The organism is Bradyrhizobium yuanmingense (genome assembly GCF_025200905.1).
GTDB lineage: Bacteria > Pseudomonadota > Alphaproteobacteria > Rhizobiales > Xanthobacteraceae > Bradyrhizobium > Bradyrhizobium yuanmingense.
The window spans coordinates 4,727,417-4,740,321 of record NZ_CP104173.1 but is presented as its reverse complement, the minus strand read 5'-3'; the positions used below and the strand labels follow the sequence as shown (position 1 = coordinate 4,740,321).

Sequence of the window (12,905 nt, the reverse complement as noted above, 5' to 3'; positions counted from 1 at the left end):
GGAATGGTGGGCACGGCGCGTCGCGCCTTTGCCCACCCTACGAAGTCATCGTAGCCCGGATGGAGCGCAGCGCGATCCGGGACAGTGTCCCCTTTACGAAGCAAGAACCGTCACACGGCCTCCAACTGCTCCGCCGCGCGCTTCTTCTTCGCCTTGGCCTGGCCGAGCAGGGGGCCTGCCGTAAGCGCCGCGGTATCCGCGACGGCCGGGTCGCGCGAGATCATGGCGGCGACGATGGCGCCGTCGATGATGAGGCCGAGCTGATGCGCCAGCACAGCGGGCTCGGCTGAGCCGAGCTCGCCGGCGAGCTTCTCGATGTGGCCGAGCACGATCTTCTTGTGCTTCAGCGCGATGTTGCGGAATTGCTTGGCATCCTTGTCGTGCTCGCCGACGGCGTTGATGAAGGGGCAGCCGTAGAAGCGCTCTTCGGCGAACCAGCTCTTCAGCGCGGGGAAGATGCGCGTGAGTTTCGCCTGCGCATCGCCGCCGCCTTGCTCCATGGCGCCGATGAACCATTCGCGCCATTGCTTGCCTTCGCTCTCCAGCACCGCGTTGACGAGGTTGGTCTTGGAGCCGAACAATTTGTAGAGCGTGGTCTTGGCGGTGCCGGCCTCTTCGATGATCGCATCGATGCCGGTAGCGTTGATGCCGTTCTTGCAGAACAGATGCGTTGCGGCGCTGAGCAGGCGCCCGCGTGCGGATTCGTCGTCGCCGGCAGCGGCGTGGGGCGGATTCTTCTTCGATGACGGCTTTGCCATGAGCGACAACTTAATCGCAGCCGCCTCGCATCAGCAAGCCGCATCTGTTCGGCGCCGAAAAGATTCGCATCCGCGCGCGCGTCTGCTCCGCCTTTGAGCAGGAGTGGGCTGACCAATCTGCAGGCAGCGACGCTTAAGCGGCTCCAAAGCCTCGCCTTTTGTTTTTCGCGAGATCTGGCACGCTCCATGCAAGGAAACAGACCGTTCGGTATCCTGCCGATTTCCACTTCTGCCAGGGAGAAGATTGATGACTGCCGTCGTTCAGAAGACAGTGCTGACGGGGTGCCTCGCGCCCATCGACAAGAACGGGCTCGAGCAACTGATTGCCAACGGCAAGGCAAACCCGAAGGTCATCAAGACCTTGAAGTGCAAGACGGTCGCGGAGGGCAAATTCCGCCACGCCAATTACATCCGCAACCTGCAGCCCTACATCGTCGACGAGCCGCCGGGTCTCTTAGGTGACGACACCGCGCCCAATCCGTCGGAAGCCTCGCTGGCCGCGCTCGGCTCGTGCCTCGCGGTCGGCCTGCATGCCAACGCCGTGCACCGCGGCTGGATCGTCAACAAGCTCGAGCTCGAGCTCGAAGGCGATCTCAACATCACCGCGGTCTGGGGCACCGGCGACACCTCCGACAAGCCGGTCGGCTTCACCGATGTCCGCGTCAAGGTCGACATGGAATGCGAGGGCATCTCGCCGGACGAGATCAACGCGCTGGTCGCCCATGTGAAGAAATGGTCGCCGGTCGCCAACACCTTCACCCGGCCGGTCAATCTCGAGGTCGGCATCTAGCAGACGGCAATCAGGACAGGGTGCGGGAGACGATCATGGGTTCACTGGCTTTATCGCAGGCCGACGTTCTGGATCAGCCCGCACCGTCCATTGCGGACGAGGTGGCGCGGATCGCACGCCAAGAGCTCGCGCCGCTCGCGGCGGGCATCGACGACGGATCGGTCTATCCGGCCGAGGTGCTGCGCAAGTTCGGCGCAGTCGGGGCGTGGGGCAGCCACGTGCCGCACGGCGGCCCCGCCGATTTGCGCTGCGCGATCGAGGCGATGGCGGCGGTCGGCGAGGTCTGCGGTGCGACGGCCTTCATGGCCTGGTGCCAGAATACGCTGGTCTGGTACGCGGCGAATTCCACCAATGTGAAGCTCGCCAAGCGCTTCGGCGATGCGTTCTCGACCGGCCGCGTGCTCGGCGGCACCGGGCTCTCCAATCCCATGAAGAGCTTTTTCGGCATCGAAAAGCTGAAGCTGAAGGGCCGCAAGGTCGAGGGCGGCTACATCGTGCGCGGTGCGTTGCCCTGGGTCTCCAATCTCGGCCCCGACCATTATTTCGGCACGATCTTCGAGCGGGAGGACGACGAGGGGACTGTCATGTTCCTCGCCGATTGCTCCGACCCCGCGATCACGCTGACGCCGTGCAAGCCGTTTCTCGCGATGGACGGCACCGGCACCTATGGCGTGCAGTTCCGCGACGCCTTCGTGCCTGATGAGCTGATCCTCGCCGATCCCGCCGCGCCTTTCGTCAAGAAGATCCGGGCCGGCTTCATCCTGCTCCAGGCTGGCATGGCGCTTGGGGTGATCAAGGATTGCATCAACATCATGGACGAGGTCGACAATCCCCTCGGCCATATCAACCGCTATCTGCCGCAGCAGCCGGTGCAGTTCCGCGAGCTCGCCGCCGAGCTCGAGGCTGAGACCATGGCGCTGGCGCGCGATCCCTACAACGAGGAGGAGACCTATTGGCGCAAGGTGATCGCGCTCCGGCTTCGCGCCGGCGAGGCCAGCGTCGCGGCGGCGCATGCGGCGATGCTGCATTGTGGCGCGCGAGGTTACCTCAAGAGCCACCGCGCGCAGCGGCGCCTGCGCGAGGCTTATTTCGTCGCGATCGTCACGCCTGCTACCAAGCAGCTGCGCAAGATGCTCGCCGATTTCTGAGTTTTGCGAGTCCACCCGAAGACCCACCACCTCAACGGAGAGGCTGCCATGACTGACGTTCTGATCACTGCCGTCGAACTCGCCGATCTCTTGAAGCTAGAACCCTGTGTCGTCATCGACACCCGCAATCCCGATGCTTACGCCGCCGGGCATCTGCCGGGCGCCGTGAACGTGCACGAGATCTTTACGTTCCTCGCAACCTCGACGCCGGAAGGCATGGCCGAGCTCAAGACGAAATTCGCCGATGCGTTCGGCGCTGCCGGCCTTTCCGGCAAGGAGACGGCAGTGGTCTACGAACAGTCGATGAACTCCGGCTTCGGCCAGTCCTGCCGCGGCTATTACCTGCTCACCATGCTCGGCTATCCCAAGGTGAAGGTGCTGCATGGCGGCTTCGACGCCTGGTCGGCTGCAGGCTTCCCGGTGACCAAGGAGGTGCCGATGCCGGTGAAGGCCTCATTCCCGATCGTGCCCGAAGCCGGCGAGATCCTGATCGATGCCAAGACCATGCTGGCCGCCGTCGGCAAGCCGGGCTTCGCGATCCTCGATGTCCGCGACGTCGACGAGTGGATCGGCGACAGCTCGTCCCCGTATGGCAAGGATTTCTGCCCGCGCAAGGGCCGCATTCCCGGCGCCGTGTGGCTGGAATGGTATCGGATGATGAAGCCGACCGCCGAAGGCCCGCGCTTCAAATCCAAGGACGAGATTCTGGCCGAATGCGCCACCGTCGGCATCTCGCAGACCACGCCGGTCTATCTCTATTGCTTCAAGGGGGCGCGCGCCTCGAACACCTTCCTGGCGCTGAAGAACGCCGGCGTGAAGGACGTGCGGATGTATTTCGGCTCCTGGAACGAATGGTCGCGCGATCCGTCGTTGCCGATCGAGCAGGGTCTGCCGATCGCATCGGACGTCACCACCAAGGCAGCCTGAGCGCGCGATCACATGGCCCGCGGACGAGGCGCGATTCCCAGCGCCTTGATCCGCGAGGCCAGCGTGGTCGGCTTGATGTCGAGAATCTCGGCGGCTCCGCCGGGGCCGAAGACTTTTCCGGAAGAGGCCTCGAGCGCGGCCTGGATGTTGGCGCGCTCGTGGTCGCGCATTTCGGACGACGTCATGATCGCTGGGCGCGCGTCGGGCTTCTGACGGGCGGCGCCGGGAGGCGCTTGTGCGCCTGAGGCATCGGGCAGATCGATGCGCAGGCGGCCGTGCTGCGACAGGATCGCCGCGCGCTCGATCACGTTCTGCAGTTCGCGGACATTGCCGGGCCAGTCGTAGCGGGTCAGACGCCGCGCATCGCCCTCCGACAAACGCAGGTTCGATTTCAGCGCCTTGCTCTCGCGCGTCAGGAAATGCTGGGCCAGCAGGGGAATGTCCTCGCGCCGCTCGCGCAACGGGACGGTCTCGATCGGAAACACGTTGAGGCGGAAATAGAGGTCCTCGCGAAAGCGGCCGCGCTGCACCTCCTGCTTGAGATCGCGGTTGGTCGCGGCGATGACGCGGACGTCGACCGCGCGGGTGCGCGCCTCGCCGACGCGCTCGAAATGGCCTTCCTGCAGCACGCGCAGCAGCTTGCCTTGCAGCTCGAGCGGGATCTCGCCGACCTCGTCCAGGAACAGCGTGCCGCCGTCGGCGAGCTCGAAGCGGCCGATGCGGTCGCGCGTCGCACCGGTGAAGGCGCCGCGGACATGGCCGAAGAACTCGCTCTCGAACAATTCGCGCGGGATCGCCGCGCAATTGACGCGGATCAGCGGCCGGTCGCTGCGCGTGGAATCCTCGTGGATGGCGCGCGCGATCAGCTCCTTGCCGGTGCCGGACTCGCCGGTGATCATCACCGCCGCGGTGGTCGGCGCCACCAGCTTGACCTGGCGCAGCGTCTTCTGGATCGCCTCGCTTCCCCCGATGATGCCGCGCGGGTTGGTCTCGATGCGGATTTCCTCCTGGAGATAGGCGTTCTCCAGCTCGAGCCGCTCGCGCAAGCGGTCGACCTCGGCAAGGGCCGCGTGCAGCTTCTCGGCGGCCTCGCGGCGCTGGCTGACATCGCGAAACACCACGACGGCGCCGACCACGACGCCGCGGTCGCGGATCGGTGTCGAGGTGTACTCGACCCAGGCCGGCGAGCCGTCCTTGCGCCAAAACACCTCGCCGTCGACCTGGTGCACGGCGCCGTCGCGGAACGCCGCATAGATCGGGCAGTCGTGGTTGTGATAGTGCCGGCCGTCGTGATGGGTGTGGTGGACGATCGGGTGGATCTCCTTGCCGACCAGCTCCTCGGCGGTCCAGCCCAGCATGCGCTCGGCCGCGGGATTGACGAAGGTGGTCTTGCCTTCGGCGTTGACGCCATAGATGCCTTCGCCGGCGGCGCGCAGGATCAGCTGGTTCTCGCGCTCGATGTCCTGGAACACGCGCTCGACCCGCTGCCAGGTCGAGATGCCGCCGCGCATGTGGTCTTCGGCGGCAGCATCGACATTGCGCCGGCGGCGGGCTTCGAGGTCGGTCAGCGTCAGCAGCAGCAGCGTGCGGCCGTCATGCGGCAGCAGGCAGCCGGCATATTCGAGCTTGAGATCTTGCCCGGTGGCGTGACGGGGATTGAGCGCGGTGGTCCAGTAGGCGCCCTTGTGCAGCACGGCCTGGGTGAAGACAGTGAGGGCGGCAAGCTCGCCGGCGTGGAGCGTGCTGGCCCTGGTCTGCCGCAGCAAAGCGCGGTCATAACCGAGCAGGGCGCAGGCGGCGGGATTGGCATCGACGATCTGGTCGCCGTAGGGATCGACCAGCAGCATCGCCTCGACCGAGGATTCGAACGCCGCGATGCGGGGGTCGATGACGGGGGCCACCTCGTCGTGGACGGGCATTGGCGTCGTTGCCATTGCGAAATCTCGTAATTGAACTACGAAATCTCGTTTATCACGAGTTTTCGTAGCGGCCAAGCGCGGGTGAAAATGCTGCGTCATCAAGGCAATGTCCGCTTCTTCGTCGGTGGCATGCTCCTTGCGTAATTCCTTCTCGCATTGACGCGCAGGAGGGCCGATGTCCACGTTCGACAATCCGTTTGATCCCGATCGCAAGCTTCGAGCCGGCTGTGTTTGCGGCCAGCATCGTTCCGCAGCTGAGCATGAGCAGGCGACGGCGCTGCATTGCGAGCCGGTCGCAAGCGAAGAGCAGCGCTACGAGGGCGTGGTCGCCTCCGCATTGATGCGCGCGATGTTTCCGCAGGACGTGGCGCGGCGTGCGTTCTTGAAGTCGGTCGGAGCATCGACCGCGCTCGCGGCGCTGTCGCAATTCTTCCCGATGAAGACGGCGACCGAGGTGTTCGCGCAAGCCGGCGCGCCCGAGAAGAAGGACCTCAAGGTCGGCTTCATCCCGATCACCTGCGCGACGCCGATCATCATGGCAGCGCCAATGGGCTTCTATGCCAAGCACGGCCTCAACGTCGAAGTGGTGAAGACCGCCGGCTGGGCCGTGATCCGCGACAAGACCATCAACAAGGAATACGACGCCGCGCACATGCTGGCACCGATGCCGATCGCGATCTCGCTCGGGCTCGGCGCCAACGCGATTCCCTTCACCGTCCCGGCCATCGAGAACATCAACGGGCAGGGCATCGTGCTGGCGAGCAAGCACAAGGACAAGCGCGATCCGAAGGACTGGAAGGGGCTGAAATTCGCCATCCCCTTCGACTACTCCATGCACAATTACCTCTTGCGCTATTACCTCGCCGAGCACGGTCTCGATCCCGATACCGACGTGCAGCTGCGCTCGGTGCCGCCGCCGGAGATGGTCGCGAACCTGCGTGCCGACAACATCGACGGCTTCCTCGCGCCCGACAACATCTGCCAGCGCGCGATCTATGACGGCGTCGGCTTCATGCATCTGCTCTCCAAGGAGATCTGGGATGGCCATCCCTGCTGCAGCTTTGCTGCGAGCCGCGAGTTCATCACGTCAGCGCCGAACAGCTTCGCGGCGCTGACGCGGGCGATCGTCGATGCCACCGCCTTCGCCTCGAAGGCCGAGAACCGCAAGCAGATCGCCGAGGCGATCGCGCCTGCGAACTACATCAACGCGCCTGTCACCGTGCTGGAGCAGGTCCTGACCGGCACCTATGCCGACGGCCTCGGCGGGGTGAAGACCGATCCCAAGCGCGTCGATTTCGATCCATTCCCCTGGCAGTCCTTTGCGGTTTGGATGCTGACGCAGATGAAGCGCTGGGGCCAGATCAAGGGCGACGTCGACTACAAGGCGGTGGCCGAGCAGGTGTATCTGGCAACCGATACCAAGAAGCTGATGACCGAGATGGGCCTCACACCGCCGGCGAGTGCCTACAAGTCGTTCGCGGTGATGGGCAAGAATTTCGATCCGGCCAAGCCGGAGGACTATCTGGCGAGCTTCAAGATCAGGAAGGCGTCGTGATGGCCCGCGCTCTATCTTCACATCGCCCAGCTTGCGGGGAGAGGTCGGGGGTACAGGTGCCTCGACAATCTCACGTGTCGAGGGAGGCCCCTCACCCCGACCCTCTCAGCGCGAGCGAAGCTCGTCGCGCCCCCGTAAGAACGGGGAGAGGGAGATGACCGCCTCCCTCCGCCTCCGCGCCGGCCTCGTCTCCCTCGTGCTGCTCGCCGCCTTCCTCGGCATCTGGCATCTCGCCACACGCTCGACCGGCACGACGGCGACGATGAGCCCGGAATACGCCAAGCTGATGGGCCTCACGGCGACGCAGGGCAAATCGGCGATGCCCGGGCCGCTCGATGTCGGCGCAAAGCTCTGGGAGCATCTGAAGCGGCCGTTCTACGACAACGGGCCGAACGACAAGGGGCTCGGCATCCAGCTCGGCTATTCCATTGCGCGCGTCGGCACCGGCTATCTGCTGGCCGTGCTGGTGGCGATCCCGCTCGGCTTTCTGATCGGCATGTCGCCGCTGCTGAGCAAGGCGCTCGATCCGTTCATCCAGGTCTTGAAGCCGATCTCGCCTTTGGCCTGGATGCCGCTCGCGCTCTACACAATTAAGGATTCCTCGGTCTCCGCGATCTTCGTCATCTTCATCTGCTCGATTTGGCCGATGCTGCTCAACACGGTGTTCGGCGTCGCGAGCGTGCGCAAGGAATGGATCAACGTCGCGCGCACGCTCGAGGTCGGCACCGTCAGGCGGGCCTTCACCGTGATCCTGCCGGCAGCGGCCCCAACCATCCTGACGGGCATGCGCATCTCGATCGGCATCGCCTGGCTCGTGATCGTCGCTGCCGAGATGCTCGTCGGCGGCACCGGCATCGGCTACTTCGTCTGGAACGAGTGGAATAATTTGTCGATCACCAACGTCATCATCGCGATCCTCCTGATCGGGATCGTCGGCATGCTGCTCGACCAGATCCTGGCGCGCTTCACGCGCATGGTCACGTTTCCGGAGTAGAGGCGATGACCGACAAGTTCATCTCGATCGAAGGCATCGCCAAGCGCTATCCAGGTGCGGGCGGCGCGACGACCACCATCTTCGAGAACCTCTGGCTCTCGATGGCGCGCGGCGAGTTTTGTTGCGTGATCGGCCATTCCGGATGCGGCAAGACCACGGTGCTCAACATCCTCGCCGGGCTCGATGCGCCGAGCGAGGGCGCGGTCATCGTCGACGGTCAGGCGATCTCGGGCACCAGCCTCGACCGCGCCGTGATCTTCCAGAGCCATGCGCTGCTGCCCTGGCGCACGGTGCTCGGCAACGTCGCATATGCCGTCAGCTCGAAATGGCGCAGCTGGGACCGCGCCAAGGTCAAGGCGCATGCGCAAAAGTTCATCGATCTGGTCGGCCTCTCCGGCGCCGAGCACAAGCGTCCCTCGGAGCTGTCGGGCGGCATGAAGCAGCGCGTTGGCATCGCACGGGCGCTGTCGATCACGCCGAAGATGATGCTGATGGACGAGCCGTTCTCGGCGCTGGACGCGCTGACGCGCGGCACGCTGCAGGACGAGGTGCGGCGGATTTGCCTGGAGACCGGGCAGACCGCGTTCATGATCACCCACGACGTCGACGAGGCGATCTATCTCGCCGACAAGATCTTCCTGATGACCAACGGTCCCGGCGCGGTGCTGGCGGAGGTGGTCGAGAACCCGCTGCCGCGCGACCGCGGCCGCACCGACCTGCACCGCCATCCGCTGTACTACGCGCTGCGCAACCACATCATCGATTTCCTGGTGACGCGCAGCAAGACTTTTACCACTGAAAAGCCGGATCACGATCCGCGCAACGTGCCGACGGTGCAGATCGGCAAGCCCGGGCTCTCGATCGCATCAAGCGGCGAAGAGCCGCGACAGACCAGGATGCCGGGGACAAACCCCGGATTGAGCGCCTGATTTCTGTAGACGCATGATCCACGGAAAAACCGCTTCACACTTTTCCGGATCATGCTTTTGAAAGGAGACCCCGACATGAAACGCGAAGACCTCACCGAAAAACTGCTCGACATCAAGCGCGAGAAGGGCTGGAGCTGGAAGCACATCTGCGAAAAGATCGGCGGCTATTCCGAGGTGCTGATCGTCGGTGCGATCATGGGCCAGATGAAGCTGACGAAGCCGCAGGCTGCCAATGCCGGCGAGCTGTTCGGCCTGTCGAAGGCGGAAGTTGCCATGCTCAACGAGGTGCCGATGCGCGGCACCGGCACGCCGATGCCGCCGACCGACCCGCTGATCTACCGCTTCTACGAGATGGTGATGGTGAACGGTCCGGCCTGGAAGGCGCTGATCGAGGAGGAGTTCGGCGACGGCATCATGTCGGCGATCGACTTCGACATGGGCATCGAACGCGTCGCCAACCCCAAGGGCGACCGCGTCAAGATCACCATGAGCGGCAAGTTCCTGCCGTATAAATATTACGGCGCCAGCGGCAACGTGCCGGAGTATGGCTTCAAGGAGGAGTGACCGCGGCGAAGGCGGCGCGCAGCTCGCCGACCGGCGCCATCTCGCGGATGTAGGTGAAGGACCCCTTGTCCTTCATCTCGCGCGCGCAGTTCAGGAACGCTGCGAGCGCGTAGCGCGACATGGCTCCGCCGACGCTGATGCGCTTGACGCCAGCGGCGGACAATTGCTCGACGGTTAGCGTCGGGTCGGCAAAGCCCATCACGTGGTTGAAGGGCTTGCCCACCGAGGACGCCACCGTCCTGATCGTGGCGAGATCGTACAGGCCCGGCGCGTAGAGGACGTCGGCGCCGGCGGCCTCGAAGGCCTGCAGGCGGCGGATCGTATCGTCGATGTCCTTGCGGCCGTGCAGGAAGTTCTCGGCCCGCGCCGTCAGCGTGAACGGAATGGGCAGCGCGCGTGCCACCTCCACCGCGGCCTGGACGCGCTCGACGGCGTGGGAGAAGTCGTAGATCGGGCGATCGCGATCGCCGCTGAAATCCTCGATCGAGCCGCCCACCGCGCCAGTGTCTGCGGCACGCCGAATAGCTTCGGCGGCGCGTCTCGGCTCATGTGCGCCGCAATTCTCGAGATCGACGCTGACGGGCAGGTCGGTGGCTTCGACGATCGTGCGTGCGTTGGCGAGGATGACGTCGAGGCTGACGCCGCTGCTGCCGAGCATGTTGGCGACCCCGAGGCTCGTAGTGGCCAGGGCTTCGAAGCCCATCGCCGCGAGCAGCTTCGCGGTGCCGGCATCCCATGGATTGGGAATGATGAAGGCACCGGGCCGCTCGTGCAACGCGCGAAACGCTCTCGCCTTGTCCAACTGGCTCGTCATGGCTCGTCTCCATTGTCTGTCCCAACGAGCTTTAGGCGCACTTCCGTCATCCGCCAAATTTGTTATTCTGTGAGATATCATCAGCTTTTTGCATGAGGTCGCGATGGACAGTGACGCCCTCAACACCTTCCTGGCGGTTCATCGCAGAGGCGGGATTTCGCATGCCGCGAAATTCCTGCACCGCTCGCAGCCGGCGATTTCGCGCCGTATCGCTCTATTGGAGCAGGAGCTCGGCGTTCCCCTGTTCGAGCGGGTGGCAGGCCGCACCCGGCTGAGCGATGCCGGGCGCGTGCTGATCCCCTATGCCGAGCGCGCAGTGGCCGCGGCGCAGGATGGCGAACAGGCGATCCGCGCACTGACCAAGCAGAATGCAGGGCCGGTTTCGCTGGCCGTGACCGGGACGCTCGCTGACAGCCGCCTCTCGACCATCATGAAGCGATTTGCCAAGGAGCATCCCGCCGTCGTGCTGAGCTTGCGGACGGCGACCAGCGCGGAGGTCAGCGATCTCATCCGGCGCGGCGAGGCCACGATTGGCCTGCGCTACAACGCCGACCGCTCCGGCGATCTCGCCTGCGAGCAGATCCTGCGCGAATCGTTGCAAGTGGTCTGTGCGCCCGACCATCCTCGCGCCGGACAGCGGGTGAAACGCCTCGCCGAGCTTGGTGGCGAGCGCTGGATCGCATTCCCCGAGATTCGCGGCCGCCGCGAGATTGCCGCGGCTCACGTGTTCGCGGTGTTTCTGACGCGGGGACTTGGCGAGGTGGAATGGACGGCCGTGGACAGCCTCACTGCGCAGAAGCGGCTGGTGGAATCGGGCTTCGGTCTTGCACTGCTGGCAAAAAGCCACGTGGCTGAGGAGCTGCGTGCGGGCTCGATCGCGACGGTCGCCGTGGGCGACCTTGATGCGCACCAGGATATCGTCCTCGTCACGCGTCGTGGCGGGTTTTTGAGCGCTGCCGCAGAGCGCCTGCTCGAAACCATCCGCCGCAACTATGCCGGGCCGAATGTCTCGACCACGCGGGAAGGCAGAAGAAGAACGCCGGCGCGCAAGGCTATTGCGCGCCAGCGGGTCGGTTGACTCGATTATTTCCCCGCCTTCACCTCGGCGGCGGCAACTGCGAGCAACTCGCTCATCTTGGCGCGAATCGCCTGCTCGGTGACGGTGACGTTCTTGGCGGCGAAATCGGCCGTCAGCTTGCGCACGACGTCGGCATCGCCGGCCTCCTCGAAATCGGCCGCGACGACCTCCTTGGCATAGGCGATGGCGGCATCACCCGTGATTCCGAGCTTCTCGGCTGCCCACAGGCCGAGCAGCCGGTTGCGGCGGGCCTCCGCCTTGAACTTCTGCTCCTCGTCGAGGGCGTACTTCTTCTCAAAGCCTTCCTGGCGTTTGTCGAACTCGCTCATGCCTGTTCCAAATCCTCGCTGAATGGAGCGGGAGCCTTCCGTTGCGGCGACCCGGCTGCATGCCTACATAGATAGCACGAATCGGCAAAACAACGGGCCGTTAAGCCGCAGGCAAGACGGTATAAGTTGGTGCCGGACGGCCGGATCGATTGTGCTCGGACAGCCAATCGGATAGGTTGCCTAAGGCTTGGTTCCCGTTCTGTTTCCAACGGGTTATAGATGGGTTCCTGGCCGTTCACGGCAGCTCCGCTGTGGGTCGTAATCCTAGTCAACCGGAGCACACCAAATTCATGGATTTCAACAAAACACGGTACATCCCCATGAGCCGTCGGCGTCGCATTTATGAAGGCAAGGCAAAGGTTCTTTACGAAGGCCCCGAGCCCGGTACCCTGATCCAGCACTTCAAGGACGACGCCACCGCGTTCAATGCGAAAAAGCATCAGGTGATCGAGGGCAAGGGCGTCCTCAACAACCGGATCTCGGAGTACCTGTTTCAGCACCTCAACGACATCGGGGTGCCGACCCATTTCATCCGCCGCCTCAACATGCGCGAGCAGTTGATTCGCGAGGTCGAGATCGTGCCGCTCGAGGTGGTGGTGCGGAACGTCGCCGCCGGCTCGCTGTCGCAGCGCCTCGGCATCGAGGAGGGCACGCAGCTGCCGCGCTCGATCATCGAGTTCTATTACAAGAACGACCAGCTCAACGACCCCATGGTGTCGGAAGAGCACATCACAGCCTTCGGCTGGGCGACGCCGCAGGAGATCGACGACATCATGGCGCTGGCCATCCGCGTCAACGACTTCCTCACCGGCCTCTTCCTCGGCATCGGCATCCGCCTCGTCGACTTCAAGATGGAGTGCGGGCGCCTGTTCGAGAACGAGATGATGCGCATCATCGTCGCCGACGAGATCTCGCCGGACAGCTGCCGGCTGTGGGACATCAAGTCGAACGAGAAGCTCGACAAGGATCGTTTCCGCAGGGATCTCGGCGGCCTGCTCGAGGCCTACACCGAAGTTGCAAAGCGTCTCGGCATCCTCATGGAGAACGAGCGTCCCCAGGGCACCGGCCCGGTGCTGGTGAAGAGCTGAAGAGGACTTTTG

13 protein-coding genes are annotated in these 12,905 nt (G+C 64.4%); 9 read left to right on the top strand and 4 right to left on the bottom strand.

Going from position 1 to position 12,905, the window contains the following annotated elements:
• Positions 1 to 110: 110 nt before the first annotated feature.
• Positions 111 to 758: a TetR/AcrR family transcriptional regulator gene (locus tag N2605_RS22440; RefSeq protein ID WP_036012964.1), complete on the bottom strand. Its 648-nt coding sequence runs from the start codon at positions 756 to 758 to the stop codon at positions 111 to 113.
• Positions 759 to 1,005: 247 nt separating this feature from the next.
• On the opposite strand from N2605_RS22440, the gene N2605_RS22435 reads away from it, so the two are divergent.
• Genes N2605_RS22435 through N2605_RS22425 form a run of 3 tightly spaced genes read left to right on the top strand, consistent with a single transcriptional unit; the run spans position 1,006 to position 3,623 of the window.
• A complete protein-coding gene (locus N2605_RS22435) occupies positions 1,006 to 1,548 on the top strand; it encodes an OsmC family protein (protein WP_036012963.1) in 543 nt (180 codons plus the stop codon).
• A gap of 35 nt (positions 1,549 to 1,583) precedes the next feature.
• On the top strand, positions 1,584 to 2,696 hold the full coding sequence (locus N2605_RS22430; protein WP_260343237.1) for an acyl-CoA dehydrogenase family protein: 1,113 nt from the start codon (positions 1,584 to 1,586) through the stop codon (positions 2,694 to 2,696).
• A gap of 48 nt (positions 2,697 to 2,744) precedes the next feature.
• The gene (locus N2605_RS22425; RefSeq protein ID WP_260343236.1) at positions 2,745 to 3,623 is read left to right on the top strand and encodes a sulfurtransferase; all 879 of its coding nucleotides are present in this window, start codon (positions 2,745 to 2,747) and stop codon (positions 3,621 to 3,623) included.
• Positions 3,624 to 3,631: 8 nt separating this feature from the next.
• Here the strand turns inward: N2605_RS22425 and N2605_RS22420 are convergent, their stop codons facing one another.
• Entirely contained in the window at positions 3,632 to 5,557 is a 1,926-nt protein-coding gene (locus N2605_RS22420; protein ID WP_260343235.1) for a sigma 54-interacting transcriptional regulator, read from the bottom strand.
• A 160-nt stretch (positions 5,558 to 5,717) separates the two neighbouring features.
• Between N2605_RS22420 and N2605_RS22415 the strand changes: the two genes are divergently transcribed.
• The 4 genes from N2605_RS22415 to cynS all read left to right on the top strand — a co-directional run bounded on the left by N2605_RS22415 (position 5,718) and on the right by cynS (position 9,584).
• Positions 5,718 to 7,097: a CmpA/NrtA family ABC transporter substrate-binding protein gene (locus N2605_RS22415; RefSeq protein WP_225139758.1), complete on the top strand. Its 1,380-nt coding sequence runs from the start codon at positions 5,718 to 5,720 to the stop codon at positions 7,095 to 7,097.
• A gap of 154 nt (positions 7,098 to 7,251) precedes the next feature.
• The gene (gene ntrB, locus N2605_RS22410) at positions 7,252 to 8,091 is read left to right on the top strand and encodes a nitrate ABC transporter permease (RefSeq protein WP_036027853.1); all 840 of its coding nucleotides are present in this window, start codon (positions 7,252 to 7,254) and stop codon (positions 8,089 to 8,091) included.
• A 5-nt stretch (positions 8,092 to 8,096) separates the two neighbouring features.
• On the top strand, positions 8,097 to 9,020 hold the full coding sequence (locus N2605_RS22405) for an ABC transporter ATP-binding protein (protein ID WP_225114226.1): 924 nt from the start codon (positions 8,097 to 8,099) through the stop codon (positions 9,018 to 9,020).
• 75 nt (positions 9,021 to 9,095) lie between these two features.
• On the top strand, positions 9,096 to 9,584 hold the full coding sequence (gene cynS / locus N2605_RS22400; RefSeq protein WP_025037304.1) for a cyanase: 489 nt from the start codon (positions 9,096 to 9,098) through the stop codon (positions 9,582 to 9,584).
• Here the strand turns inward: cynS and N2605_RS22395 are convergent.
• On the bottom strand, positions 9,571 to 10,398 hold the full coding sequence (locus N2605_RS22395; RefSeq protein WP_260343232.1) for an isocitrate lyase/PEP mutase family protein: 828 nt from the start codon (positions 10,396 to 10,398) through the stop codon (positions 9,571 to 9,573). The two genes, cynS and N2605_RS22395, sit on opposite strands and share 14 nt — an antisense overlap.
• Before the next feature lie 103 nt (positions 10,399 to 10,501).
• Between N2605_RS22395 and N2605_RS22390 the strand changes: the two genes are divergently transcribed.
• Positions 10,502 to 11,476: a LysR family transcriptional regulator gene (locus N2605_RS22390; protein ID WP_260343230.1), complete on the top strand. Its 975-nt coding sequence runs from the start codon at positions 10,502 to 10,504 to the stop codon at positions 11,474 to 11,476.
• Positions 11,477 to 11,481: 5 nt separating this feature from the next.
• On the opposite strand, the gene N2605_RS22385 is transcribed toward N2605_RS22390, so the two are convergent.
• Complete coding sequence (locus tag N2605_RS22385; RefSeq protein WP_036027850.1) at positions 11,482 to 11,805, bottom strand: DUF1476 domain-containing protein; 324 nt, start codon at positions 11,803 to 11,805, stop codon at positions 11,482 to 11,484.
• A 320-nt stretch (positions 11,806 to 12,125) separates the two neighbouring features.
• Here N2605_RS22385 and purC point away from each other — a divergent pair, with 320 nt between their 5' ends.
• Positions 12,126 to 12,893 (top strand): phosphoribosylaminoimidazolesuccinocarboxamide synthase, encoded by a 768-nt coding sequence (purC, locus tag N2605_RS22380; RefSeq protein WP_172782948.1) that lies wholly within the window; start codon positions 12,126 to 12,128, stop codon positions 12,891 to 12,893.
• Positions 12,894 to 12,905: the final 12 nt, after the last annotated feature.